Raw genomic sequence first — 21,963 nt, 5'->3', positions numbered from 1 at the left:
TTTTTGCCTCTTTTGTGGGGGTCTCAAACCCCCCCCCGTTTGGGGGTGCCCCCCCACCCCTCCTCTGATGTGGCCCGCTCTTGGCTCGACTCGTGACGAAGCCACCCCACGGAACGCAACCAACCAACGCACCGCGCAGCCGCCAAAAGCAACAGGCGTGCCATCTACCCGCCGAGGGCGCTGGCCCCGGCTTTGGATCAGATTGGCGGGGTCTGGGGCGGAGCCCCAGGAAGAAACCGGCACCCGCCAACGAAACAGGGGGACGACCTGCGGGAAGGTGCGCGCACCAACCAGCAAGCGTCCCCCTGGGGAACGACGAACCTCAGAGGTTCGGGAACCAGATCTTGATCTCGCGCTCCGCCGACTCGGCCGAGTCGGACCCGTGGACCAGGTTGTACTGGACCTCGGTGCCGAAGTCGCCGCGGATCGTGCCGGGCGTGGCCTTCTCGACGGGGTCGGTGCCGCCGGCCAGCTGGCGGAACGCCGGCACGGCGCGGACACCCTCGACCACGAGGGCGACCAGCGGGCCGCCGGTGATGAAGTCGACGAGGTCGTTGTAGAACGACTTGCCGTCGTGCTCCGCGTAGTGCTGCTCGGCGGTGGCGCGGTCGGCGGTGCGCAGCTCGAGGGCGGCGAGCTTCAGGCCCTTGCGCTCGATGCGGGCGATCACCTCGCCAACGAGACCACGGGCGACGCCATCGGGCTTAACGAGAACCAGGGTGCGCTCGGACACGACGGTGTGACTCCTCGAAAACAGGTACGGGATGTGCGGACAAGGGTAACCGCGCACGTGCGGCACACGTCCGGAGGGCTGTGACGCGGGATACGTCGGCCAACGAGGACGACCGGACCAAGACGACGACCGGACTGAGACGACGACCGCGCTGCATAGGCGGCTGATGCGACATAGTGCTGCGCGTGACTGCCAAGCACACGGGTTCCGCGCTGACCGGCGCCGCCGTCCTCTTCGTCCTGCTGAGGCTCCTCGCCGTCTCCCACTACGACTGGCACACGGCGTTCGCTCTGCTCCACACGCTCGAACTGGACGACGCGCCCGGCCTGTTCCTCGGCACGTTCATGGCCGACGACCGCATCAGCACGGTGTTGCTGATGATCGTCACGCCCGCGACGTTCTTCTTCTACCTGCGCACGCGCAAGGATCCCGAGCGGGCGAACACGACGGCGTTGCTCACGTTGATCGTGCTCATAGCGCTGATGGTGTCGCACACGCTGACGTACCACCGGTGGTGGCTCGCGGCGGGAGCTGTGGTGATCGGGGCGGCGATGGTGCTCGCGATCCGGAACGCGCGGTGGTTGCTCAAGTGGTTCGCGTGGTTGCTGGCCGGGTCCGCGCTCGTGGTGGCTGCCGTCGTGAGCACGCCGTGGGTGCCCAAGGAGCGGATCAACGACGCGCAGGAGGTCTACGTGTTCGAGACGAGCCCCGGCTTTCTGAAGGTGCTGGACGCGCACGACCGGAAGTTCGCCATTCTGCGGACCGACGAGGTCCGCAAGCGCGAAGAACTCGCTGATCACTGACAATCCCATAGAAGCCGAATAAATAAGTTTCGAAACTGTTGCCACACGATCTGGAATCATTCACTCGATCGTGTAGTTCCGCACGCGCTTTTGCGATACCGACAGGTATGAAGTAACGGCGTCGGTCACTCCTTCGATGAGTTAGAAGTGCCCGATTGGGCGGTCATTTGCCAGGATTCCGCTCGGTTAGACCTAAATGACTCGGAGTTACCTCTGTTACGCGACCATCAAGCCGCATTCGATGCCCTCGCATGCGCCTTGACTCGGTGCCACGAGGATCGTGTCACCGGGGCGTTGCGTGTTTCCGGAAATGCGGGAGGACTGTTCCACCTGCACGAAGGCGCGGTGATCGCCGTGGACAGCGCCGGCTCTCCCGGAGTGGAGACGCTGTCGCTGAAGAGCGGGGTCAGCGCGGAGGACTGGGACGCGGCGCTCGCGGAGAGCGTCTCCAGCGGGTCCTTGCACGACGCGCTCGCCGGGCGCGGGTACGACGGCGTGGAGGCGGTCGCCCTGGCCGCCCTGCTGGACGGAGCGTTCGCTGTCGCCGCAGGTGACGTGGAGGAATGCGTCGTCGTCAGCGACTCCGCCGACGTGCCGCTGTTGCCGGTGGACGGCATCGCTCCGGCCCTCTTGCTCGAGAAGGTGGCAAGCAGGCTCGACGAACTGACCGTCCCGTTGTCGCCCTACCGGGACCGCCTGGTGCCGGGCCGCGGGACGCCGTCGTCAGAGGAACGACAGGAGATCGTCGCGCACGCCACGGGACGGCGCAGCGCACGGGACATAGCGTTCGCGACCGGCAGGAGCCTTTATCCGGTCACCGTCGAGATCTCCCGAATGCTCGGTGAAGAACTGCTGGAAATCGCCTCGCCCGCGACGGCCTTCAGTTTTTCGCACTGGGGTCTGCCCTCCCTGCGCCCTCGGGCTCCGGGGCTGGGCAGCGGAAAGGAACTGGAGTGGACTACGACGCCCTGGCCGCCGAACTGCGGAAAGTCAGGGAGAACATCGCCGGAGTGACGGACACGGTGATCGCCGCGTCCGACGGAATCCCGATTCTCACCGACGTCGCGAAGAACGTCGAGCCCTCGCACATCTCGGCGCTCGCGGCCGCCGATCTCGGCATCGCGCGCCAGGCGGCCGAGGTGGTCGGCCTGGGCGCGCTCCGCCAGACCGTGGTGTTCGGCAGCGAGGGCTACATGGCCGTGTACTCCATCAGCAGGACCGCGCTGATGGTCGTGCTCGGGGACAAGGGCCTGAACCTCGGACGCCTCCTGCACGAGACCCGGCCCGCGATCGACCGGATCGGTTCGATCATGACCCCCTGACGCACCGCCCACCGAAAAAATGGTCGCAGCACATGTCCGCATTCGGTTCATTGCTCTCATCTATGTGGAGACGTGTCCGCATGCGATCGGGGAGCGAGAAACCGACCACGTTGCCTCGATCACCAGTTGACACAGAAAAGTGGAGTTTGATGAACATCGACACCGCACTAAAAGAGGCCATGTCCATCTCCGGCGCCGTCGGCGTCGCGCTGGTCGACTACGACAGCGGCATGTCGCTGGGCACCAGCGGCGGCGGCGACTGGCTGAACCTGGAGATCGCGGCCGCCGGCAACACCGAGGTCGTCCGGTCGAAGCTCCGGGTCATCCAGACGCTGGGCCTCAGCGACACCATCGAGGACATCCTGATCACCCTGCACCGCCAGTACCACCTGATCCGCCTGATGGGCGGCGTGAAAGCAAGGGGATCGCTCTTCCTGTACCTGGTCCTGGAAAGAGATGTCTCGAACCTCGCGCTGGCCCGGCACCACCTCAAGCGCATCGAGGCCGAGCTGCAGATCTGACCGGAACAACGACGAGGGGTGCCCGGTTCGCGGAGAACCGGACACCCCTCGTCGGTGCGACTCCCCCTAGTGCACCAGAACGGGCTGGGCATCCCGCGCCACGGCGACCTGCCGCAGCACGAACACCGCGAGCCCCAGAGCGACCGCGACGAGCGCGGCCGAGATCCAGAACGCCAGGTGGAAGCCCGAGGTCAGCGCCTCCAGCCGCCCGACGCCCGACGCCAGCAGCGACGACGTGTAGCTCGTCGAGGTCGTCGCCAGCACCGCGAGCCCCAGCGCACCGCCCACCTGTGCGGTCGTGTTCACCAGCCCGGACGCCAGCCCTTCCTCGCCGTGGGCGGCGCCGGACATCGCCAGCGACATCAGCGCCGGGAACGACAGCCCCAGCCCGATCCCCAGCGGCGCCACCGCGGGCAGGATGTGCGCGAGGTACGAGCCGTCGACCGGCACCTGTGTGAACACCAGCATCCCCGCCAGCATGAACAGCAGGCCCACGATCAACATGTTGCGCTCGCCGAACCGCGAGTTCAGCCGCGCCGACAGCGACACCGAGAACACCGCGATGGCACCGGCGACGGGCATGAACGCCAGGCCGATCTGCAACGGCGTGTACTGCAGCACGAGCTGCATGTACAGCGTGCCGAGGAAGAACAGCCCGAACATGCCGGCGACCATCGAGATCTGCACGAGGTTCGCGCCGGTCACGTTGCGGGACTTGAACACCCGCAACGGCAGCAACGGCTTCGCGGCGGTCCGTTGGCGCAGGACGAAGCCCACCAGCAACGCCACGGCCACGGCGCCAAGACCCACCGTGTGCGCGGAGCCGAAGCCGTAGTGCTCGGCCTTGACGATCGTGTAGACGCCGAGCATCACCGCGGCCACGATCAGCAGCGCCCCCAGGACGTCCGCGCCCTCCCGCAGCCCGAGGCCTTCCGAGTCGGGCACGAGACGCACGGCCGCGACGGCGGCCACGATGCCGATCGGGATGTTCACGAAGAAGATCCAGTGCCACGACATGGCGTCGGTCAGCACACCGCCGAGCAACAGGCCGAGGGACGCGCCCGCCGCCGCGACGAAGCTGAAGATGCCGATGGCGCGCCTCCGCTCGTCGGGCTCGGGGAACATCGTCACGACCATGCCCAGCGTCACGGACGTGGCCAGCGCGCCGCCCGCACCCTGCACGAAGCGGGACACGATCAGCATCTCGGCGCTGAACGACAGCCCGCACAGCAGCGACGCGACCGTGAAGACGCCGAGGCCGATCAGGAACACCTTCTTGTGCCCGATCAGGTCGCCGAGACGGCCCGCGAGCAGGAGCAGACCGCCGTAGGCGATCAGGTACGCGTTCACGACCCAGGCAAGCCCTGCCTGGCCGAACTTGAGGTCCTCCGCGATCGCGGGCAGCGCGACGTTCACGATCGTCTGGTCCAGCACGATCATCAACATCCCCGCGCACAGCACGATCAGCGCGAGCCAGCGCGCGTCGGTTCTCGATCCCCCTGAGGTCATAAGAGGGACCGTAGCAGATAGTTTTGTACGGGACTATCTTCTACCCAACGGCATGACGCAGAGCACGCTTGCGCGGCGGCTTCTCGCACGCGACAGGGGTGCTCAACCGGCCTTCCACGAGCCTCGTCAGGCCGCTGACCATGCCTTTTCGTTCGTCGTCCGGCAACGAGCCCAGCACGCTGCCGACCACGTCCTCGTACACGTCGTCGGCCTTCGCCACGATCTCGCGGCCCAGATCAGTGACGACGACAACGCGCGCACGGCGGTCCGTAGGCGACGGCTTGCGCTCGGCGTAACCAGCGGATTCAAGGGCGTCCATCGTCACGACCATGGTCGTCTTGTCGATGTTCACGCGGTCGGCGATCTCGGTCTGCGTGAGACCCGCGTCGAGGGCGCTGGACAACACGCAGCGGGCTCGCGGAGTCAGTCCGATCTCCGCGAGCCTCGCCGTCAGTTCCGTCTCCAGTGCGTGACCCGTGCGATGCAGCAGCATCATCAGGTCGGTACACCCCTTCGTGCCCATGGGCTCGACGGTACCAAATAGTCCTGATCCGAACTATTTGTTGACGGGACTACCTCTCCAGCACCACGACCGACCGTGCCGCACCGGCCTTCTTCTCGCTGGTCACGGCCTTCCAGTCACCGGCGGGCAGCGTCACGGCCTTGTCCGTCGGGAACGGGTTGATGACCACGAGCACGCCCCGGCGAGCACCGTCCACGTCCGGCCCGACCGTGTCGTCGACGTGCATGACGATCACCCCGGACTCGGCCGCGGGGAACGAGACCTTCTGCTGCACCAGGTTCGCGTCGCCCAGCGAGAACAACGGCGACGTCTGGCGGATCCGCAGCAGCTCCAGGGTCGCGTCCAGCGAGGCCTTCATGTCGGACGAGGAAGGCTTCGCCAGACCCAGCAACGGCTTCGCGTACGGCCACTTCGCCTCGTTGTCGGCCTTGGGCGGCAGCCCGCGACCGAAACCGTTGTCGCGCAACGACGGGTCGTAGGCGTTGAACCAGTCCCCCGAGTCGTAGCTGTTGCGGTCCAACGACTTCGAGCGCAGGAACTCGGTGCCCGCGTGCACGAACGGCCGCCCCTGCCCCAGCAGCGCCGGTGCCAGCGAGACCGTCTGCATCTTCACGCGGTCCGCCATCGACGTCTCGGGCTTCAGCTTGAACATCAACGCGTCGAACAGCGCCTCGTTGTCGTGCGCGTCCACGTACGTGATGGCCTCCAACGGCTGCCCGGTGTACCCGGCGGGCGAGCCGTTGTACTGGACGTCCCGACCGGCGACGACAGGCCCGGCCGTCGACTGGAACCGGTACGACGCCATGTTGCCCGCCATGCCGAGCTTCACGAGGTCGCTGTAGTTCTCCAGGCGTTGAGCCACGTTCCCGTTGGCGGGCGAGGAGTTCACGTCGCCGGCCAGACCGGAGCCGATGCCCTGCACGCGCGGGTCGTCGTCGAACGGACCGCCGCCGCGCACGGCGTCGCGGAGCCGGTCGCTGAACGTGCCGACGCCCGTGCCGGCCATGTTCGCCTGCGTGGCCTGCTCGAACCGGGCGTTGCCGGCGACCTCGCCGAAGTCCCAGCCCTCGCCGTAGACGCCGATCTTGCGCCCGTCCACGCCGTCCCGTTCCACGGTCAACGCGTCCAGCACCGCCCGCACGGCCAGGATGTTCGCCTTCGGGTGGTGGCCCATCAGGTCGAACCGGAACCCGTCGACCTTGTACGTGCGCGCCCACCGCACCACCGAGTCCACGACGAGCTTGCCCATCATGGCGTTCTCGGTCGCGGTGTTCGCGCAGCACGTGGAGTTCGCGACCGAGCCGTCGAGGTTGAGCCGCTGGTAGTAGCCGGGCACGACCTTGTCGAGCACGGACGTCGGTGCGTCGCCGAACGCCGCCGTGTGGTTGTAGACCACGTCCACCACCACGCGGTTGCCGTTGTCGTGCAACGACTTCACCATCTCGCGGTACTGCTTCGAGCGCGCCCAGCCGTTCTGCGCGTCCGCTGTGGCGTACGAACCCTCCGGCACGTCGTAGTGGAACGGGTCGTAGCCCCAGTTGAAGCCGTCACGGCCGGCCACCGCGCCGACGCACGCCTGCTGCTGGTCCGAGTCGGCGGGCAGCGACGCGAGATCACAGGCCGGGGTGGCCTGGTCGGAGCGCTTCTCAGGAATCGTCGCGATGTCGAACGTCGGCAGCAGGTGCACGGTGTCCATGCCCGCCGCGGCCAGCGTCTTCAGGTGCTTCATGCCGGTCGAGTCGCGGTGCGTGAACGCCTTGTAGGTGCCGCGATCCGACGCAGGAACCGACTGGTCGTTGATCGAGAAGTCGCGCACGTGCAGCTCGGTGATCGCACCGCCCATGCCCTTCGCGACGTCGCGCGACCACCCGTCGGGCATCGACCGGCTGTCCTTGAGGTCCGCGAACTGCGAGTGCGTCGAGTTCACCGACAACGCCACGGAGTACGGGTCGGTGACGACGACCGTGCGCTGCCAGTCGGTCACCTCGAACTGGTAGTACTTGTTCTTCCACTCGCCCGTGCCGGTCCACGAACCCGAGGCGTCGTCCCGCTTGAGCTGCACGACCTTCCGGGGCTCACCGGAAGGCTGGTCGAAGACGCGCAGCTTCACGTCGGTGGCCGTCGGCGCCCACAGCCGGACCGAGGCGCGGTCCCGGTCGAACGTCGGCCCGAACGCCAGTTTCGTTGCGGCAGCGGCATAACGGTCGTCCAGCACGCCCGCGATCTGCACGCTCGTGCGGTGCCGGATCGCACCGCCCGCGTCGACGTGCACGGCGACGAGCTTGTCCCGCAACGCCTCGTCCACGAACTCGCGCACGGCGAACACCGGCTTCCCGCGCAGGTGCGGGAACTGCGCGGGAACCTCGTCGGTCGTGGGCGAGAGCCGCAGCACCTTCGCGCCGTACTCCAGCCGGTAACCGTCGGACTGCACGGACGGCACGTCCCAGACGACCTTGTCCTTCGAGATCCAGATCGCCTTGGCCTTGGTCAGGTCGTCATCCGCGGCCGGGCCCACGCTGGACGGCAGCAGGTAGGTCTCGTTGCCCTGCAACTGCCACACCTCGTTGCCCTTCTGCCCCAGGTCGAGGAACTGGTCAGGGCCGGGGTCCTTGGTGTCGCCGCGGTGGACGATGTAGCTCAGGCCCGCCGCGCCGGCCGCCAGTGGCACCGACCAGTAGACGCCGAACTGGTCGCGCCCGTCCGGCACCCGCGACTGGTTCCAGCCCGGTGACGGCTCCGCGGAACCCGTCCAGTGGTACATCGTCCAGTCGGTGTAGTCGCCGTCAGGGCGGTTGTAGTGGATCACCGCCCGGTTCTCGGCGGCGGCGAGCGAGGCGTGCACCTTCCCGCCGGCGACCCACGCGTGGCCGCTCGTGAACTTGCCCGAGGCCTCCACGGTCGTGCCGCGCACGACGGAGAAGTCCGTGGTGGGCGGGAGTTCCGCGACGCCGTTGCTGAACGGCACGTCACCGCGTCCGGCGACGCGCACGAAAGCGCCAGCGGCGTCACCAACGTAGTGCACGACCGCCTTGCCCGTGGCCGCCTGCTCGGAGGGGTGCACGGACGGGTCGCCCTGCTTCAGCCACACCTCGGGCGTCACGCTGGGATCGACGAACCGGTCGACGGACGTGTCCTTCTCGTCGCCCTTGTGCGCGATGAGCCCGACGGACTTCGCGCCCGGCTTCAGCTTCACCCAGGCGAAGCGCCCGTAGGCGTCCTCCCCCGCGAACGGCAGCGGCGCGTTCCACTCGGTCGGCGTCTCCACGTCACCCCAGACGTGCAGGCCCCAGCCGTCGTAGTTGTCGCGCGCGTAGTGCACGACCAGCCAGTCCGGGTTCTTCGTGCCGGGGTCCGGCAGCGGCGGGGCGGCCACGAGCGACACGAACGCGCCGTCCGCTCCGATCTCGCCGGACTTCGCGACCACGCGCAGTTCGACGCGCTTGCCCACAGCCGCACCCGGAAGTGCCGACAGGTCAGCGAAAACGCGGTAGGGCGCTGCGTCGTCGGTGCCGAGCACGGTCCAGTCGCGGGCGCCCTCGACGCGCGCGGCGAAGGTCGCGGCGGCGTTCGGCGCGCTGATGCCGTCCGCACGGAGCTCGACGCGCTTGTCCAGCACCGTTCCGGCGGCCGGGGCGACCAGCGTCGGCGCCGGCTTGGACTTCGCGACGTCGCTGGTTCCCTTGAGCACCAGCGTCGACAGCGCGGGCACGGTCACCGTGACGCGGCCGTTCTGCACCTGGGCGTTCTCGAACCCGGCGGACGACACCGGCACGGTGACGGTCGCGGGCGCGGTGCCGGCGTTGGCGACGACGAGGTGCTCGCGGCCGAGGATCCGGCTGAACGCGAACACGTCACCGTCGGCGTAGCGGAGCACCTGGTTGCCGTCGCGCCACACGGGATCGCGGTCGACCTGCGCGGCGAGTGCCTTGAGCTGCTGGTACAGCGGGTGCGCGGTGTTGAAGTTGTCGACGGCGCCCGTGCGGTCGGAGCCGATCAGCTTCTCCGCCATGTACTCGGGCGTCTTGGAGGCGAACATGTCCTGGCGGGACAGCTTGTCTCCACCCGTGCCCGCGAAGCCCTGCTCGTCGCCGTAGTAGACGACCGGGTTGCCGCGCCACAGGTACATCAGCTGGTTGCCGAGCTTCAACCGTTCCAGCAGCTCGGCGTCCGAGATGCCGGGACGGTCGTTGCGGATCATCCACGCGATGCGGCCCATGTCGTGGTTGCCGAGGAACGTGGGCAGCGACGAGGCGTTGGAGTCGGCGTCGGTGTAGCGGTCGTCGTCGAGCAGGACCTCGCCGAGGCGCTGGGAACCCTTGCCGGACAGGAAGTTCAGCGCACTGCTCTGGAACGGGAAGTCCAGCGTGGCCTGCATGCGGCCGTCGGTCGTGTACTTCGAGGTGTTCTCGGGCGAGGAGTCGAAGACCTCGCCGAACACGAAGAAGTCCTTCTTGCCCTTGCGGTTCGCGTACTGCTTCACGTGCGGCGCGAGGGCCTGCCAGAACTCCAGGTTGACGTGCTTGACGGTGTCGACGCGGTAGCCGTCGATGTCGAGCGTGTCGATCCAGCTGGTGAAGATGTCCTTCATGCCGTTGACCACGCGCGGGTGCTCGGTCATGAGGTCGTCGAGGCCGGAGAAGTCGCCCTGCTCGCTCGACTCGCCGGAGAACGTCGAGTCACCGCGGTTGTGGTAGAGCGTGGAGTCGTTGAGCCACAACGGGAACTTCGTCGGGCCGTCCTTCACCGGCGTGTACGGGAACGACTTGTCCGCGTCCAGCTTGGGGAAGTCCTTCCTGCCCGCGTACTGCCCGATGTCGAACGGCTTGCCCGACGCGTCCAGGTACGGCTGGGCGCCCGTGGAGACGTACTGGGTCTTGCCCTCCTCGTACTTGATCACGTCCGCGGTGTGGTTCGCGACGATGTCGAAGAAGACCTTGATCCCACGCCGGTGCGCGTCCCTGATCAGGTCGCGCATCTCCTGCGTGGTGCCGAAGTGCGGGTCGAGCTTGGTGAAGTCGAGCGTCCAGTAACCGTGGTAGCCGGCGGAGTCGCCCTGCACCCAGCGGTTGAGGAACATCGGCGTCATCCAGATCGCCGTGATGCCCATGCCGTCGAGGTAGTCGAGCTTCCCGCGCAGGCCCTTGAGGTCGCCGCCGTGGTAGAAGCCCTTGTCAGCGGGGTCGAAGCCGTGCTCGGCGGCCTTGGACCGGCCCCGGTCGTTCGACGGGTCGCCGTTCGCGAACCGGTCGGGCATCACGAAGTAGAAGCGCTCGCCCCGCAGGTCGTCGCGTTTGGGCGGCAACGCGAGTTTCGCGTCCCCGTCGCGCACACCGGGCGCTATGTCCACCACCTCCCCCACGGCCAGGCGTTGCGGTGGAGCGGCAACGGCCTGAACGGGTGTCAGGGGGAGCAAAACCAGTGCAGCGAGCGCGGCGACGACCCGACGCATCGCGACCTCCTTGTCGCAAACTCTTGCAGGGTTGCTGCACGAAACCACGACAAACAGCGGGAAACAATACGTCGGCTATTGCAAATGTTTGCGATCAGCCCGTCGGACGCCGGTAGGTGATCGCCATCTTCAACGGATGCGAGCGCCACTCGTTGACCGCCAGACCGGCGATCACGCCGATGCCCTCGACCGACTCCGGCGTGGCGGGGGCGCTGCGGCTCGGCGACCCGGCCAGCGGTCCCTCGGCGGGTGGCGGCGAGAACTGGGCGATCACCACCTGCTGGCCCTCGTGCGGCTGCACGGCCAGCAGGACGTGCGGATCGGCCTGCTCGCCGTCGTTCTCGATCGGTTCCAGCGACAGGAATTCACCGCGTTCCGCCGCCTCACCGCTCATCCGGCCCGCCCACTTGAAGGCGTCCATGACGTCGTCGTCGGAGAGCGCGGCGTTGGCCTCGGCCAGGGAGACCTGCTGCAGACGGGTGCTGTGCGCGGTCATCTGGCCGTTGGTGGTGAAGCGGTCGGGGATCATCGCGTCGCCGGTCTCGACGTCGATCATGAGCATGTCGCGGAACCGGGTGTCCGCGAGCGGCGAGCGGCCCATGAGACCGCGGCCGAGCATCTCCTGGAGCTTCGAGTCGGTGGTGCGCCAGTACGTCGTCTCCTCGCCGATCCGCAGTCCGACGAAGTCCCTGACCGGCAGGCTCGGCAGCGCCGTGATGAGGCTCTGACCAGGCGCGACCGGAGGTGGTGGCGCCGGAGCCCTGAACGGCGGCAGTGAGGCGAAGCCTGGATCCACCTGCGCCGTGCGGACCACGTGGTGTGCCCACGCGCGCACACGCGACAACGGGTGGTCGGGGAACCGTGGGTCGTGGCGCGGGTCGTCGCCCGCGTGGAACGGCAGCACACCCTGCAGCTCGGGCGCGTACGGGTGCGGCTTGACCCAGTCCTCGAACCCGAGCTCGGCGGCGAGGATGGCCTCCCGCGCGCCCGTCATCCCGCGTTCCGCCGCCACGAGCTGCAGCACCGCGCTGGAGCGCTCCTTCGGGACGGTGAAGGAGCAGGTGAACACCTGCCCGTTCGGCTGGTTCGGCAGCGGCAGCTTGACGATCCGCAGCAGCGCGGGCGCACCGCCGAGCTGGACGACGTGCGCCTCGATCAGGCAACCGGCCTCGCCGTGGATGATCGCGAGGTCGTGCCGGAGCTTCGGCAGGTCGTCCAGCCCGGCCGGAAGATCCGGGACCAGGCCGAAGTAGGTGAGCACGGCCTGGTCACCGTTGGCGTGCTGCCAGGTGTTCTGGTCGAGCTGACGGAAGCCGGAGGTGTCGAACGAGATGGGCACGCACCGACACTACGTCGCTGCTAGGCAGCCCTCAGCGTTTTGGACCACAGCGACGCGCCCGTGGCGTCGCGCAGCCACACCGTGAGCTCGTGGTGCGACGCCTTGACCTCCCCGAAGTGCTGGAACCCGTCCAGCGGCGAGGTGTTGGCGGCGGGCGGGGCGTGCACGAACACGGCCTGCGGGCCGAACGTCGGGTCGAGCGTGTTCGGGCCGAACGCGCCGGAGTGCAGCGGACCGGACACGAACTCCCAGAACGGGTCGAAGTCGCCGACGGCCGCGCGGTCGGGCGAGTAGTGGTGCGCGGCGGTGTAGTGGACGTCCGCGGTCAGCCAGACGGTGTTCTTGACGCGGCGCTTCTTGAGCTCCCTGAGCACCCACGCGATCTCGTGCTCGCGGCCGTTCGGTGCGCCCGGCAGGCCGTTCGCGACGCCCTCGATGTCGGTGCCGTCCGGGACCGTGAGGCCGATCGGCAGGTCCGCGGCGATGATCTTCCACGTGGCGGTGCTGCGGCTCAGGGAGTCGACGAGCCACTTCGCCTGCTTGGAACCAAGAATGACGCCCGGCTGGTCCTTGGGCGAGGTGTTCCTGTCCTTGTAGGTGCGCATGTCGAGCACGAAGACCTCGACGTTGCGGCCGTAGGCGAACTTCCGGTAGACGCGGCCGTCCACAGCGCGCTTCTGGTCGATGGGCATCCACTCGTGGAACGCCTGGAAAGCGCGCTGTGCCAGCACGTCCACGCGCTTCTCGGTGTAGAGCGGGCTGTCGAGGATCTCGCCCGGATACCAGTTGTTGGTGACCTCGTGGTCGTCCCACTGGACGAAGCTCGGAACCTGGGCGGCGAAGCGCTTCACGTTGTCGTCGAGGAGGTTGTAGGCGAACTGGCCGCGGTACTCGTCGAGCGTCTCGGCCACCTTGGACTTCTCCGGCGTCACGAGGTTGCGCCAGACCCGGCCGTCCGGGAGCGTCACGCTCGCCTGCATCGGGCCGTCGGAGTAGACGCTGTCGCCGCTGTGGACGAAGAAGTCGGGCCTGCGGTCGGCCATCGCCTTGAAGATCGGCATGCCGCCGATGTCGGGGTTGATGCCCCAGCCCTGGCCCGCGACGTCACCGGACCACACGAAGCTGACGTCCTCGCGGCCGAGCGGGGCCGTGGTGAAGCTGCCCGTGACGGGTTCGCTGCGGCTGCGGCCGTGCAGGTCCTCGGCCGCGACGCGGTAGTAGGCGGTGCGGCCGGGCAGCAGGTGGTCGAGACGAACCTGGCCGGTGCCACCGGTCTCCGGCGTGAGCAGCGGACCGCGGACCCGGTGGGAGAGGCGGAACTTCGGGTCGTGGGACACCTCGACGAGCATCCGGGACGGGCGGTCGGCGCGGGTCCAGACGATGCCGCCGTCCCAGGTGACGTCGCCGGACTGCACGCCGTGCGTGAGGATCGGACGGTCGGTCTTCGCGAGGCTGATGCCCGAGGGCACCAGCGCCGCGGCCGTGCCGAGTGCGCCTGCCTTGAACAACGTACGACGGTCGAAGGTCATGCGCGGGTTTCTAGTCGCCGGTTCTGACCAGGGGCCGAACCTGCGGTGAACTTCAGCAGCGCTTGTCGGTCCAGCCGCTCGCGTAACCGCCGCCGGGCACCGTGACGCTGGCGACCGCGCGGGTGCACTTGTTCAGCGTGGCGCCACCGGCACCCCACAGCTCCTGCCTGGTGGTGCTGCGGGAGTCGCTGCCGGGGTACTCCTCGGTGCCGTCGATCACCGCGATCCAGTTGGTGACGCGGAAGGAGTGGTTCTGGGCGTAGGAGTCCCAGACCCAGGTGTAGGCGTAGTTCTTGCCGCAGCCGGCGAACTGCTTGACCGACGCGATGGTCGCGCCCTGGTGCTTCACGTACCCCGTGGTGCCGATCTGCTTGGCGGAGGCACAACCCGGGACGGTCTCGGCGTGGGCGGTGCCCGAGAACCCGGCGGACAGCAGCGTCGCGGCCAGTGCGGCGGCGATGGCGAAAGGCTTTCTCACGGCCGCGACGCTGCGCTAGTCCGGTTATGCGGTGGTAAATCGCCTACGTCAGGCGCTTCAGCCAGTCCGTGATGATCTGACGTGACGCCGGGGTGGCGTGCACCCACGTCTGGTGGTTCTCGTCGGTGTACTTGACCACGAGCCAGCGGCCGTCCTCGAAGTCGATCGTGGTGAGGAACGTCTTGGCCCGCTGCCTGCCCTCGCCGTTGCGCTTCGCCGCGTACAGCTTCGCCGTGCCCTTGCGGGGCTGGGCGAGCAGCTGGCGCAGCTCGATCGACGGCGACACCTTGCCGGACTGGTGCAGCTTGATCTCGCTCTCGTGCACGTTGATCGACGCGCCGCGGCCCGCCGGGACGTCCGGCAGCTGCATCGCGAGGACCTCCGGCGCGTTCTCCGGGCGGATCGGGTGCAGCTGCACGAACCCGTTGTCGTGCAAGGCGAGCACCCCGTACTGCGAGTTCGCCGCCACGACCACGGGCCTGCTCTCGTTGGGCGTGGCCGCGATCCAGGCCGAGTAGTCGTGCTCGGCCTTGGCGATCAGGTGCAGCGTGCCTCTGACGTCCGGGTGGTCGAGCCCGACGCGGCGCAGCTCACCGATGACGTCGCGCTCGATGAGCACGCGGTCGTCGTCGGTCTCACCGGGCGAGTCGACGGAGAGGGCCGGGTGGTACTCCCCCAGCTTCTCCTGCTTCCACAGCACGTCGAAGGCGAGGTCGGACAGTTGGATGGACGACCGCAGCACGTCACCCCCCGATCGTCGGCGGTGCGACCATCGGCATGTCGCCGATGATCTCGTTCGTGTTCTCCTCGGTGATGAGGTAGTCGGCGGACTTGTGCTCCAGGTCGTCCTCTCCCTGACCCTTCGCGCCGTGACCACCCATCCCGCCCATGCCGGTGGCACCCGCCCTGCCGGCCGCACCCGCGGCACCGCCACGGGCACCCGCGCCGGTCTCGCCCATGCCGCCGAACACCCCGGCCTTGCCGCCGGGCTGCTGGCCCGCGCTGCCGGCCGTGGCACTGCCGCCGAGACCGCCGATGCCTCCGGTGCCGGCCTTCCCCGCGCCGGTCTTCCCCGCGCCACCGGGACCGCCACCGGCCTTGCCCGCTGCGGCACCTCCCGCCGTGCCTGGGCCGCCGGGCCCACCGGTGGTGGGGCGCAGCGGCACGCCGACGGGCGGGAGACCTGTGTTGCCCGGTCTGTCGATCACGCTGCCGACCGGCGGTTTGCCGGTGAGGTTGTCGGTCGGTCTGCCCGTGTTCGTGGTGGTGTTGCTCGTGTTCGTGGTGTCCGTGGTGCCGGTCCAGCCGCTGGTGGTCTGGCCGCCGGTGGTGGTCGGCGCGGTCCAGCCGGTGCCGGTCGTGCTCTGCGGCGAGCCCGTGGAGGTGGGAAAGCCCGAGGAGCTCGACGAACGGGTCGTGGTGCTGCTCGTCGAGGTCTTGTCGTCACCGTTGTCGCCGCCGGTGTTGATGACCTCGACGTTCAGCGTGTCGGCCGTGACGCCGGGGAACTCCTTGGGCAGCTCACCGCGGTTGGTGTTGCTGGCGCTCTGGAACTCGCTGTAGATCCTGCGGTTGTGCGCCTCTTCGGCGTTGTAGCTGTTGACCTTGTCCTCGGTGTCGGTGTCCCAAGGGGTCGCGTCGTCCCAGAAGTTCGTGTCCGGCTTGGTCGCCGGCATGTCCTTGAGCTGACCCTTGTTCAGGTTGAACTGGTAGACCTGGTTGGAGATCGACCGGTCGGCCTGGCGCAGCGCGTCCTGCATCTGGACCATGGCCTGGTTGATCGGGTTCGCGGCGGCCTGCGCGGCGTCGGCGCTCGCCCCGGTCCACGACTCCCCCAGGGTCTCGCCGACCTTCTTGAGCCGCGCCTCGATCAGGGCGTAGCCCTTCGCCAGCTCCGCGGCCTTGTCCGCGGCGAGCTGCGCGGTCCCCGTGCCGTCACCGCCGTGCATCTGGGCGTAGATCTGGGCCCCGGAGAAACCCTCGGCGCGGGTGTTGTCCTCCGCGAAGCAGCTGGGCGCGGGTCGCGTCATTTCGCACCTGCCTTGATCGTGGTCATCGCCAGGTTCGCGAACTCGGTCGCGCCCGCGCACGGATCCGCGAAGTACCTGCTCTTCGCGAAACTCTGGAAGCTGAAGAGGATCGCCTTGTCCTCGGAGGCGCCGACGAACAACTCGCAGCTGCCGTCCTTGCGCTGGTCGACGGCGAGCGCGACGGCAGCCGGGTAACCCTGGACGTCCGCCTGCGGCTCGAACACCGGATAGGTCGAGTCCTTCTTGGCGTAGATGGATTCGAGGCTCGTGCCATTGGGGAGGATGGTGACGCCGGGCGTCATCTCCGCGTCCGTGACCACGCCGGGCCACGAGCAGCCGGCGCCGGGAGCCGTGGTGTTCACCTTGCCCGCCACGCCCGTCAGCCCGTACGTCTGCAGCTGCGCCGCGGTGACCACGGCGCACGGGTCGGACTCGGCGGCCGTCAGGTCGAGCGGGTTCGAGATCTTCGGAGCGCCCGCGCCGTTGCCGGTGCCGGTCGGCTGCGGGGCGTTCGTCGGCGTACCGCTGGTGCCACCGCTGTCACAGCCCGCCAGCAGCACGAGTGCGGCGGTACCGGCGACGATGGTTCGGATGCGCAACAGCTCAGTCCTTCGGCTTGAGGTTTGCCCGGTTGCCGTGCTCGGTCTGCTCGTACTGGGTGAGCGTGGCCTTCAACCGGTCGATCCGGGCCTTCAACGTCTCCTGCAGCTGTCTGTTCGACGTCTGGTGCGCGGCGCCTGCCGTGACGGCCCAGTTGTTGTAGACACCGCTCGGCCGGTCGAGACCCGCGGGGCGGACGGAGATCAGCACGGCGCCCGTGGTGTGCGCCTCGCCGAGCTCGACGAGGACGGACTCGTACTCCTTGATCGCGGCGCGCAGAGTCTCCAGATCGACCTTGGTCCCGCTCATCCCCGGTGCCTCCCCTGCGGAATCTCGCGCAGAACAGAATAGCGCCAGGTCGCGGGACCAGTCCCGGTTTCCAAGCACGATCGGGTGAACACGCGAAGTGCTTTCCGCCGGCCCGGACATCGCTCGCCGACGTCATTTCCGAATCACACCCGGCTCACCCGCCACCTCATTAGGGTGTGCCCGTGCGCGCACTCGCCTTCGGACTTGCCGCGGTCCTCGCCTTCCTCGCACTGGCCACGACGATCCGGACGACGGACGTCCTGACCGGTGCGCTCGAAGCACGGCAGGTCGGCACCGCCACCGTGGCGTCGTGCACCGAGCACGGCCCTATCGGCAGATGGGGTGTGGGCACGTCCTACGGGTGCGAGGCCGACGTGCGGTGGGACGGCGGCGGCACCGAACGGGTCGCGTTCGCACCGGGGCAGCTGGAGCCGGGTGAGCAGGACGTCGCCGTGTTCCGGTCCACTCGGGAGGCCGGGCGCAACGACAGCGCGCGGTGGTTCCTCGCCGGACCGCTGGCCGCCGTGGCACTCGGACTGCTGACGTTGTGGTTCCTGCTGGCGGCAGTGCTGTCGCTCGTGCCCGGCCGCCGTTCGCAGAAGCCCGACGAGGAGTGGCCGGTCACCAAGGACGAGGTCAAGGCGACTCCGGTCATTCGGCGGGTGCGCCGGTTGCGGTTGCTCGCGTGGCTCGGGCTCGGTACGGCCGCCGCAGAGGGCCTGGCCTCGATGCCGTTCTTCGACGCTCCGCGCAGGGCCGGGGAGTTCGTCTCGCCGTGGCCGGGGATCGAGCAGGCCTGGCTGGTCGACCTGCCGTCGGGTGTGCTGGCCGGGTTCGCGGTCCTGGTGGCCGCGATCATCGGGCTGATCGCGGAGAACGTGCACAAGGACGCCGCGCGGATCGTCCGATATGGACAGTCTTATCTGGACTCCAGGAAGGCGCCGCAGGGCGGGAACAGCTGGGTGCCGGCGGCGCTGATCGCGGCGCTCGCGGTGTGGGCGGTCGTCGAGGTGGTACTGGCAACGGGTGACGCGCCGGTCGTCGTGTGGCTGGCCGGCGGACGGGACGCGCTGGTGCTGCTGGCCCTGCTGGGCGTCGTGCTCTCGACCAGGCAGTCCGCAAAGGACATGGTCGCGCGATTGGTCGCGAAGTAGGGGAACCGGACGGCGGTCCGACCAGTCTCACGGGGCATGAGTTCCGCAGAACTGGGCGCTGGGCAGCAGCGGCTCGACGAGTACATGCGTCGCGTCAACGACATCCAGCGCAGAGCCGAGGAGACGCAGGCCCAGCTCAAGGCGTTGCGCGCGGACGTGAGCAGTCCCGACCGGTCGGTCACGGTGCGGATGGCGCCCGGCGGGCGGCTGGAGAAGCTGAGCCTCACGCCCGCGGCGATGCGGATGTCGCACGACCAGCTCGCCGCCATGATCACGGAGACGATGAGCAGGGCGCACGCGGCCGTCGCCGGGCAGATGGAGGCGACCATGCAGCCGTTGATCGGCGGCACGCCGGCCATGGACTTCCTGCGCGACCAGGTCACCGCGGCGCAGGCGCCGGAGGAGACCGAAGAAGCTCCGAAACAGCAAAGGCCGCGGCCGTCGGGCGACGACGACGAGCCGTTCGGCACCATCTACCGGTAAGGGGTCCCGGTGACAGGATTTTCCATGGAGCCCGCTGACGTGATCAGTCACGCGGGCAACGTGCGGTCGTTCGGAATGGAGCTCACACGCGCCGCCGGACGAGGCGAGAGCGTTGATCTCGGCGTCGAGACGTACGGGCTCATCGGCCAGGTGTTCAGCATTCCCGTGCGCATTCACATCGCGGCGATCGCGAGCTCCATCAACGAGCTGGCGAACGCGCTGCCGGACGTGGCCGACGCGCTGCGCGACAGCGCGGACGCGACCCGCGAGACCGACGACGACCACGCGAAGCTCTTCGCGAAGTACAAGGGGTAGAAGATGGTTCTCGACGTCAGTGCGGACAACGCCACCGACGGTGCGCGGATCGTCGACACCGTCTGGAAGTGCGCGGAGGACTTCAACAACCCGAGCGACTGGGCGTTCGACGGCGTGGCACTCGGGCTCGACGTGCTCGGCTTCGTCGCCAACCCGCTCGGCACGCTCGTGGGCGCGGGCATCGGCTGGCTGATCGAGCACGTGTCGTTCCTCAAGGAGCCGCTCGACGACCTGGCGGGCGATCCGGGCGCGATCAACGTCGTCGCGGCCGCCTGGGGCGAGGTCGCCAAGGCGTGCGCCAAGGTGGGCAACGACTACGCGGCCGCCGCCACGAGCCAGACCGGCACGTGGACCGGCCAGTCCGGCGACGGCTACCGCGCGGCGGCCTCCACGCTCGCCGAGCAGATCAAGGCCCTGGAAGGCGCCGCGAACGCGGTGGCGACGGGCATCCGCGGCACGGGCATCCTGGTCGCGGCGGTGCGCGGCATCATCCGCGACATCGTGGCGGACGTGGTGGCGGAGTTCATCATCGCCGCCGTGACCGCGCTCGCGACGAGCTGGTGCAGCTTCGGCGCCTCGATCGCCGCGTTCACCGGCTGGGCCGTGGCACGGGCGGCGTCGACGGCGGGCAAGATCGCGGGCAAGGTCAGCAAGCTGCTGATGAAGCTCGCGCAGGCCGTCCGCAAGTTCGACAACCTCAAGGGCGTGTCCGACGCGCTCGCCAAGGCGGCGATCAACATCGGCCGCAAGGCCAAGGGCGTCGGCCGCTCGATCGGCAAGAACCACGCCGCGGTCAAGCAGATCGAGGACGGGTTCGCCAGCGCCAACAACGCGATCCGCGACAAGCTGACGTTCGGCAACGACGCGGCGAAGAACGCGGCGAACCGGGTCGACGACGTCATGGCCCCGCGTGGCCGCGACGGTTTCGCGGACACGGTGAAGCCCGTCGCTCTCGGCCGGACCGGCGCCTCGGAGGCGTTCAAGGAAGGCGCGAACTGGGACGAGAGCTACGAGAAGGGCCAGGAGGACCTGAACAAGCAGAAGTGAGGGGTCGGGCCTGGCCGCCGCACGCGGTCAGGCCCGGCTCACGCGGTCAGGCCAGTCTCAGGCCTGTTCCGCCTGCTTCTGTTCCGCCTGCTCCTTCGCCGCCTGCTGCTGCGCGGGAAGCCTGCCCTCGGCCATCCGCTGCAGCAGGTCCTTGCGCAGCCACAGCAGGTACGCCCACACCAGCCCGAAGATCACGCCGATCACGCCCATCGCCGGCAGCAGCAGCCACGAGGCGATCAGCAGCACGTGCAGGCCGACGACGACCGGGATCGCCCACGGCTTGCGGACGAACGCGCACATCGCGATGAACACCGCGATGAACCCGAACGCGATCCAGCCGACCAGCGACGTGACGCCGCCGTGCAGCTTGGCGATCACCGGCAGGGCCAGTGCGACGACGATGACCTCGAGGATCAGCGTGCCGGCCATGATGCCCCGGAACGCCTTCATCGGGTCCTTCTTCAGAGGGGCCGGGGCGGTCATGCCGGCTCCTTTCCGAACAGCGCGCGGGCCTCGCCCGCGGTGACGACCGAGCCGGTGATGACGATGCCCGCGCCGGACTGCTCGTCCTCGGTGAGGTGGATGGCCTCCTCGATGGCGTCGACCAGTCTCGGCCGCACCTCGAAGCGGTCCTCGCCGAAGATCGGGACGGCGATGCCGGCGAGCACGTCCGGGTCCATGGCGCGCGGCGAGGAGTTGGTGGTGATCACCAGTTCCTGCACGACAGGTTCCAGGGCGGCGAGGATGCCCTCGGCGTCCTTGTCGGCCATGACGCTGACCACGGCGACGAGCTTGCGGAAGCCGAACTCCGAGTCGAGCGCCTTGGCCAGTGCCGCGGCGCCGTGCGGGTTGTGGGCCGCGTCGACGAAGACGTTGGGCGCGGAGCGGAGGCGCTCCAGGCGGCCCGGCGTCACGACCGAGGCGAAGCCCTCGCGGATGACGTCGATGTTGATCTGACGGTCGGGGCCCGCGCCGAAGAACGCCTCGACCGCCGCGAGCGCCAGTGCGGCGTTGGCGGCCTGGTGTTCGCCGTGCAGCGGAAGGAAGATGTCCTCGTAGATGCCGCTGAGGCCCTGCAACGTGATCATCTGGCCGCCCACCGCGACCGCGCGGGAGACGACGCCGAACTCGCTGCCGAAGCGCGCGATCGTGGCGTCGACCTCGGCCACGCGCGTGAGGATCACCTTCATGACCTCGGCGGTCTGCTCGCCGATGATCGCGACCGAGCCCGGCTTGATGATGCCGGACTTCTCGACCGCGATGTCCTCGGGACGGGTGCCCAGGTACTCGGTGTGGTCGACGCCGATCGGGGTCAGCACGGCGACGCGGGTGTCCACGATGGACGTCGCGTCCCACGTGCCGCCCATGCCGACCTCGACGACGGCGACGTCCGCCGGCGCCTCCGCGAAGGCCGCGTAGGCCATGCCGGTGAGCACCTCGAACTTGCTCATCCGGATTTCCGACTGCGCGTCGACCATCGCGACGTACGGCTCGATGTCGCGGTAGACCTCGACGTAGCGCTCGGGCGAGATCGGCTCGTTGTCGAGGCTGATCCGCTCGGTCGCGAGCTGCAGGTGCGGGCTCGTGAACCGGCCCGTGCGCAGGCCGATGCGCGTGAACAGCGCGTCGACCATGCGCGACGTCGACGTCTTGCCGTTCGTGCCCGTCAGCTGCACGACCGGGTAGGACGTCTGCGGGTCGCCCAGCACGTGGGCGAGCGCCTTGATCCGTTCCAGCGACGGCTCGAGCTTGGTCTCGGGCCACCGCTGGTTGAGCTCGTTCTCGACGTCGAGGAACTCGTCGAGGTTGGTTTCCACGG

21 protein-coding genes are annotated in these 21,963 nt (G+C 68.7%); 8 read left to right on the top strand and 13 right to left on the bottom strand.

The features are described 5' to 3' along the window. Nucleotides 1-322 precede the first annotated feature (322 nt). Nucleotides 323-733 carry a nucleoside-diphosphate kinase gene (gene ndk / locus ACFWN2_RS45420; RefSeq protein WP_382436958.1) on the bottom strand — a complete coding sequence of 137 codons (411 nt, stop codon included), beginning with the start codon at nt 731-733 and terminating at the stop codon, nt 323-325. A gap of 185 nt (nt 734-918) precedes the next feature. Here ndk and ACFWN2_RS45415 point away from each other — a divergent pair, with 185 nt between their 5' ends. The 4 genes from ACFWN2_RS45415 to ACFWN2_RS45400 all read left to right on the top strand — a co-directional run bounded on the left by ACFWN2_RS45415 (nt 919) and on the right by ACFWN2_RS45400 (nt 3,379). Next, nucleotides 919-1,536: a hypothetical protein gene (locus tag ACFWN2_RS45415; RefSeq protein ID WP_382436957.1), complete on the top strand. Its 618-nt coding sequence runs from the start codon at nt 919-921 to the stop codon at nt 1,534-1,536. 345 nt (nt 1,537-1,881) lie between these two features. Then, a complete protein-coding gene (locus ACFWN2_RS45410; RefSeq protein WP_382436956.1) occupies nt 1,882-2,550 on the top strand; it encodes a hypothetical protein in 669 nt (222 codons plus the stop codon). Then, on the top strand, nt 2,490-2,858 hold the full coding sequence (locus ACFWN2_RS45405) for a roadblock/LC7 domain-containing protein (protein WP_382436955.1): 369 nt from the start codon (nt 2,490-2,492) through the stop codon (nt 2,856-2,858). Before ACFWN2_RS45410 ends, ACFWN2_RS45405 begins: the two co-directional genes overlap by 61 nt. 149 nt (nt 2,859-3,007) lie before the next feature. Further along, entirely contained in the window at nt 3,008-3,379 is a 372-nt protein-coding gene (locus ACFWN2_RS45400; protein ID WP_191305660.1) for a hypothetical protein, read from the top strand. A 66-nt stretch (nt 3,380-3,445) separates the two neighbouring features. Here the strand turns inward: ACFWN2_RS45400 and ACFWN2_RS45395 are convergent, their stop codons facing one another. The 10 genes from ACFWN2_RS45395 to ACFWN2_RS45350 form a co-directional block, all read right to left on the bottom strand. Next, nucleotides 3,446-4,888, bottom strand: coding sequence for a DHA2 family efflux MFS transporter permease subunit (locus tag ACFWN2_RS45395; RefSeq protein WP_382436954.1), 1,443 nt, complete (start codon nt 4,886-4,888; stop codon nt 3,446-3,448). 40 nt (nt 4,889-4,928) lie between these two features. Continuing rightward, nucleotides 4,929-5,411 carry a MarR family winged helix-turn-helix transcriptional regulator gene (locus ACFWN2_RS45390; RefSeq protein WP_382436953.1) on the bottom strand — a complete coding sequence of 161 codons (483 nt, stop codon included), beginning with the start codon at nt 5,409-5,411 and terminating at the stop codon, nt 4,929-4,931. A 49-nt stretch (nt 5,412-5,460) separates the two neighbouring features. Next, on the bottom strand, nt 5,461-10,860 hold the full coding sequence (gene pulA, locus ACFWN2_RS45385) for a pullulanase-type alpha-1,6-glucosidase (RefSeq protein ID WP_382436952.1): 5,400 nt from the start codon (nt 10,858-10,860) through the stop codon (nt 5,461-5,463). Between the two features lie 94 nt (nt 10,861-10,954). Next, nucleotides 10,955-12,199, bottom strand: coding sequence for a hypothetical protein (locus ACFWN2_RS45380; protein WP_382436951.1), 1,245 nt, complete (start codon nt 12,197-12,199; stop codon nt 10,955-10,957). A gap of 20 nt (nt 12,200-12,219) precedes the next feature. Beyond that, a complete protein-coding gene (locus ACFWN2_RS45375; RefSeq protein WP_382436950.1) occupies nt 12,220-13,728 on the bottom strand; it encodes an alkaline phosphatase D family protein in 1,509 nt (502 codons plus the stop codon). 52 nt (nt 13,729-13,780) lie between these two features. Continuing rightward, nucleotides 13,781-14,206, bottom strand: a complete 426-nt coding sequence (locus ACFWN2_RS45370; protein WP_382436948.1) for a hypothetical protein — start codon at nt 14,204-14,206, stop codon at nt 13,781-13,783. 43 nt (nt 14,207-14,249) lie between these two features. Beyond that, the gene (locus ACFWN2_RS45365; protein WP_382436947.1) at nt 14,250-14,948 is read right to left on the bottom strand and encodes an ESX secretion-associated protein EspG; all 699 of its coding nucleotides are present in this window, start codon (nt 14,946-14,948) and stop codon (nt 14,250-14,252) included. A gap of 1 nt (nt 14,949) precedes the next feature. Then, entirely contained in the window at nt 14,950-16,236 is a 1,287-nt protein-coding gene (locus ACFWN2_RS45360; protein WP_382436945.1) for a hypothetical protein, read from the bottom strand. Then, entirely contained in the window at nt 16,233-16,835 is a 603-nt protein-coding gene (locus ACFWN2_RS45355) for a DUF3558 domain-containing protein (RefSeq protein ID WP_382436944.1), read from the bottom strand. Before ACFWN2_RS45355 ends, ACFWN2_RS45360 begins: the two co-directional genes overlap by 4 nt. 4 nt (nt 16,836-16,839) lie before the next feature. Beyond that, complete coding sequence (locus tag ACFWN2_RS45350; RefSeq protein WP_382436943.1) at nt 16,840-17,145, bottom strand: PE domain-containing protein; 306 nt, start codon at nt 17,143-17,145, stop codon at nt 16,840-16,842. A 182-nt stretch (nt 17,146-17,327) separates the two neighbouring features. Here ACFWN2_RS45350 and ACFWN2_RS45345 point away from each other — a divergent pair, with 182 nt between their 5' ends. Genes ACFWN2_RS45345 through ACFWN2_RS45330 form a run of 4 tightly spaced genes read left to right on the top strand, consistent with a single transcriptional unit; the run spans nt 17,328 to nt 20,144 of the window. Further along, nucleotides 17,328-18,299 carry a DUF6346 domain-containing protein gene (locus tag ACFWN2_RS45345; protein WP_382436942.1) on the top strand — a complete coding sequence of 324 codons (972 nt, stop codon included), beginning with the start codon at nt 17,328-17,330 and terminating at the stop codon, nt 18,297-18,299. A gap of 36 nt (nt 18,300-18,335) precedes the next feature. Then, nucleotides 18,336-18,782, top strand: a complete 447-nt coding sequence (locus ACFWN2_RS45340) for a YbaB/EbfC family nucleoid-associated protein (protein ID WP_382436941.1) — start codon at nt 18,336-18,338, stop codon at nt 18,780-18,782. 24 nt (nt 18,783-18,806) lie between these two features. Further along, a complete protein-coding gene (locus tag ACFWN2_RS45335; protein ID WP_382436940.1) occupies nt 18,807-19,097 on the top strand; it encodes a hypothetical protein in 291 nt (96 codons plus the stop codon). Between the two features lie 3 nt (nt 19,098-19,100). Continuing rightward, nucleotides 19,101-20,144: a hypothetical protein gene (locus ACFWN2_RS45330; protein ID WP_382436939.1), complete on the top strand. Its 1,044-nt coding sequence runs from the start codon at nt 19,101-19,103 to the stop codon at nt 20,142-20,144. A 57-nt stretch (nt 20,145-20,201) separates the two neighbouring features. Here ACFWN2_RS45330 and ACFWN2_RS45325 read toward each other — a convergent pair whose 3' ends face one another. Then, nucleotides 20,202-20,627 carry a DUF4233 domain-containing protein gene (locus ACFWN2_RS45325; protein WP_382436938.1) on the bottom strand — a complete coding sequence of 142 codons (426 nt, stop codon included), beginning with the start codon at nt 20,625-20,627 and terminating at the stop codon, nt 20,202-20,204. Next, a complete protein-coding gene (locus ACFWN2_RS45320; RefSeq protein ID WP_382436937.1) occupies nt 20,624-21,961 on the bottom strand; it encodes a bifunctional folylpolyglutamate synthase/dihydrofolate synthase in 1,338 nt (445 codons plus the stop codon). Before ACFWN2_RS45320 ends, ACFWN2_RS45325 begins: the two co-directional genes overlap by 4 nt. Between the last annotated feature and the right edge of the window lie 2 nt (nt 21,962-21,963).

Origin of the sequence: Lentzea sp. NPDC058436 (assembly GCF_042721515.1) — a bacterium.
Classification (GTDB): domain Bacteria; phylum Actinomycetota; class Actinomycetes; order Mycobacteriales; family Pseudonocardiaceae; genus Lentzea.
Note: the sequence above shows the minus strand (reverse complement) of the source record. Positions and strands in the feature narration are given on the sequence as shown.

Coding starts and splice junctions, on each gene's coding strand:
- ACFWN2_RS45400 (WP_191305660.1), top strand. CDS start 3,008: ATGAACATCGACACCGCACTAAAAGAGGCCATGTCCATCTCCGGCGCC.
- ACFWN2_RS45395 (WP_382436954.1), bottom strand. CDS start 4,888: ATGACCTCAGGGGGATCGAGAACCGACGCGCGCTGGCTCGCGCTGATC.
- ACFWN2_RS45390 (WP_382436953.1), bottom strand. CDS start 5,411: ATGGGCACGAAGGGGTGTACCGACCTGATGATGCTGCTGCATCGCACG.
- pulA (WP_382436952.1), bottom strand. CDS start 10,860: ATGCGTCGGGTCGTCGCCGCGCTCGCTGCACTGGTTTTGCTCCCCCTG.
- ACFWN2_RS45375 (WP_382436950.1), bottom strand. CDS start 13,728: ATGACCTTCGACCGTCGTACGTTGTTCAAGGCAGGCGCACTCGGCACG.
- ACFWN2_RS45360 (WP_382436945.1), bottom strand. CDS start 16,236: ATGACGCGACCCGCGCCCAGCTGCTTCGCGGAGGACAACACCCGCGCC.
- ACFWN2_RS45350 (WP_382436943.1), bottom strand. CDS start 17,145: ATGAGCGGGACCAAGGTCGATCTGGAGACTCTGCGCGCCGCGATCAAG.
- ACFWN2_RS45340 (WP_382436941.1), top strand. CDS start 18,336: ATGAGTTCCGCAGAACTGGGCGCTGGGCAGCAGCGGCTCGACGAGTAC.
- ACFWN2_RS45335 (WP_382436940.1), top strand. CDS start 18,807: ATGGAGCCCGCTGACGTGATCAGTCACGCGGGCAACGTGCGGTCGTTC.
- ACFWN2_RS45330 (WP_382436939.1), top strand. CDS start 19,101: ATGGTTCTCGACGTCAGTGCGGACAACGCCACCGACGGTGCGCGGATC.
- ACFWN2_RS45325 (WP_382436938.1), bottom strand. CDS start 20,627: ATGACCGCCCCGGCCCCTCTGAAGAAGGACCCGATGAAGGCGTTCCGG.